The 3,459-nt window shown below is 57.6% G+C and carries 2 rRNA genes; both read right to left on the bottom strand.

From position 1 onward, the window contains the following. Nucleotides 1-2 precede the first annotated feature (2 nt). Nucleotides 3-119, bottom strand: a 5S ribosomal RNA gene (gene rrf / locus ACFFXY_RS25225). A gap of 146 nt (nucleotides 120-265) precedes the next feature. Beyond that, nucleotides 266-3,384 (bottom strand): 23S ribosomal RNA (locus ACFFXY_RS25220). Between the last annotated feature and the right edge of the window lie 75 nt (nucleotides 3,385-3,459).

Here is a 3,459-nt window from a genome sequence, read left to right as displayed (position 1 = left end):
ATGTTTGGCGGTGTCCTGCTCTCCCACACCCTCTCGAGTGCAGTACCATCGGCGCTGGAAGCCGTAACGACCGGGTTCGGAATGGGACCGGGTGTGTCACTTCCGCTCTCACCACCAAACAAACCCTTGAGGGGCCTGCTCGGCGACTGCGGGACCCCTCCCCGCCTGGGGAGAGGGGTTCGCGATCGAGCCTGAGCGTGTTGTCTCAGAATCGCATAGCGTGCGTGAATGTCATGTTTCGCTCTGACCCATAGGGGCCGTGTGTAATGTTAAGTTCTCGGCGGTTAGTACCCGTCCACTCCAAGCATTGCTGCTCTTCCATGTCGGGCCTATCAACCCCATCATCTTTAGGGCGCCTCACCAGCATCGCTGCTGACGGAGATCTCATCTTAGAGCACGCTTCCCGCTTAGATGCTTTCAGCGGTTATCGCTCCCGAACGTAGCCAACCAGCCATGCACCTGGCGGTACAACTGGCACACCAGCGGTTCGTCCATCCCGGTCCTCTCGTACTAGGGACAGCCCTCCATCAAATCTCCTACGCGCGCGGCGGATAGGGACCGAACTGTCTCACGACGTTCTAAACCCAGCTCGCGTGCCGCTTTAATGGGCGAACAGCCCAACCCTTGGGACCAACTCCAGCCCCAGGATGCGACGAGCCGACATCGAGGTGCCAAACCATCCCGTCGATATGGACTCTTGGGGAAGATCAGCCTGTTATCCCCGGGGTACCTTTTATCCGTTGAGCGACACCACATCCGTACGTCGGTGCCGGATCACTAGCCCCTGCTTTCGCACCTGCTCGACCCGTCGGTCTCACAGTCAAGCACCCTTCTACGCTTACACTCACCGACCGGTTTCCAACCGGCCCGAGGGTACCATTGGGCGCCTCCGTTACCATTTAGGAGGCAACCGCCCCAGTTAAACTACCCACCAGGCACTGTCCCCCGACCCGATCAGGGCCGCGGGTGAGACACATCATTTAGTCAGAGCGGTATTTCACCAACACCTCCACCACGACTAGCGTCGCAGCTTCCCAGGCTCCCGCCTATCCTACACAAACCAGACAATATGCCAATACCAAGCTATAGTAAAGGTCCCGGGGTCTTTCCGTCCTGCCGCGCGAAACGAGCATCTTTACTCGTACTGCAATTTCGCCGAGCATGTGGTTGAGACAGCGGGGAAGTCGTTACGCCATTCGTGCAGGTCGGAACTTACCCGACAAGGAATTTCGCTACCTTAGGATGGTTATAGTTACCACCGCCGTTTACTGGCGCTTCAATTCACCGCGGCACCCCGAAGGGTTGACGGATCCTCTTAACGTTCCAGCACCGGGCAGGCGTCAGTCCATATACCTCACCTCACGGCTTCGCATGGACCTGTGTTTTTAGTAAACAGTCGCTTCCCCCTGGCCTCTGCAACCCCCAACCGCTTCCGTGCGCACGCACCACAGTCAAGGGCCCTCCTTCTCCCGAAGTTACGGAGGCAATTTGCCGAGTTCCTTAACCACACATCACTCGAACGCCTCAGTATACTCTACCTGACCACCAGTGTCGGTTTAGGGTACTGGCCGACTACCACTCGCTAGAGGCTTTTCTCGACAGCACGGGATCACCGAATTCACTCAAAAGAGCTATGCTTCAGCGCTCACCCTCACCATTCAAGGCAGCGTTCCCGGATTTGCCTAGGAACGCGGGCTACCACCTTACCCCGCCTAATCCACCAGACGGTACGGCTACCCCACTGCGTCACCCCATCACTACGCTACACACGGAAAGGACCCCAACCACTCACTGATGCAGAACAATCCGAAGACTGCTCCACACCGGCTTGCAGCCGGTTAGCACAACCGCTATCACTCATACGCGGCACTCGGGTACCGGAATATCAACCGGTTATCCATCGACTACGCCTCTCGGCCTCGCCTTAGGCCCAGACTAACCCAGGGCGGAACAACCGTCCCCTGGAACCCTTAGTCAATCGGCGCACAGGATTCTCACCTGTGTTTCGCTACTCATGCCTGCATTCTCACTCGTACAAAGTCCACCCCATGGATCACTCCGGAGCTTCACCCCATGTACGACGCTCCCCTACCCAACCCGCACACCCGAAGGTGTACGGCATTGCTACGGCTTCGGCGGTGCACTTCAGCCCCGCTACATTATCGGCGCAAAACCACTCGACCAGTGAGCTATTACGCACTCTTTCAAGGATGGCTGCTTCTAAGCCAACCTCCTGGCTGTCAACGCGACCCCACATCCTTTTCCACTCAGTGCACCCTTAGGGGCCTTAGCCGGTAATCTGGGCTGTTTCCCTCTCGACGACGGATCTTCTCACCCGCCGACTCACTGCCGCACTCAACACCATGGCATTCGAAGTTTAGCTGAGCTCAGTAACCGACACGGCCCATCACCCAACCAGCGCCCTACCACCACGGAGCAACATGCGACGCTGCACCTAAATGCATTTCGGGGAGAACCAGCTATCACGGAGTTTGATTGGCCTTTCACCCCTACCCACACCTCATCCCCCCAGTTTGCAACCTAGGTGGGTTCGGGCCTCCACGACCTCTTACAGCCGCTTCACCCTGGACATGGGTAGATCACCCCGCTTCGGGTCTACAACACACCACTCAACGCCCTATTCAGACTCGCTTTCGCTCCGGCTCCACCACACGGCTTAACCTCGCGGCATACCATAACTCGCAGGCTCATTCTTCAAAAGGCACGCCATCACCCGCCTACCAGAAGCAAGCTTCTGGCCGGGCTCTGACGGTTTACAGGCACATGGTTTCAGGCACTCTTTCACTCCCCTCCCGGGGTACTTTTCACCATTCCCTCACGGTACTCTCCACTATCGGTCACCGGACCTCTTTAGGCTTAGCAGACGGTCCTGCCAGATTCACACGAGCCTCCACGAAACCCGCGCTACTCGGGTGCGCTTCCCGAACACCACCAACAACCTTCACCTACGGGACTCTCACCCACTCCGGTCGGCTTTCCCACACCGTTCGACTAGCTGCTGATGCGTGAACCTAGTCTCGGCAGAGACTAACGGAAACGTCCCACAACCCCTGACCCGCAACGCCTGCCGGCTATCACACGAACCAGGTTTAGCCTCCTCCGCTTTCGCTCGCCGCTACTCACGGAATCACTCTTGTTTTCTCCACAGCAGGTACTGAGATGTTTCACTTCCCCGCCACACCACCACCCGCCCTATACATTCAGGCAGGCGCGACCGGCCATCAAGCCGGCCAGGTTACCCCATTCGGAAACCCTGGGATCACAGTCCAGTTGGCAACTCCCCCAGGCATATCGCAGCCTCACACGTCCTTCATCGGTCATCCGGCACCAAGGCATCCACCATGCGCCCTACACAACTTAACCAACACGGCCAAGTCAGATAGAAACAAAGACACTCACGCACACTATACAAATCTCAAACAACACACCAGCCACACC

Source organism: Glycomyces mayteni (assembly GCF_042428885.1).
In the GTDB taxonomy this organism is placed as follows: Bacteria; Actinomycetota; Actinomycetes; order Mycobacteriales; family Micromonosporaceae; genus Glycomyces; species Glycomyces mayteni.
Note: the sequence above shows the minus strand (reverse complement) of the source record. Positions and strands in the feature narration are given on the sequence as shown.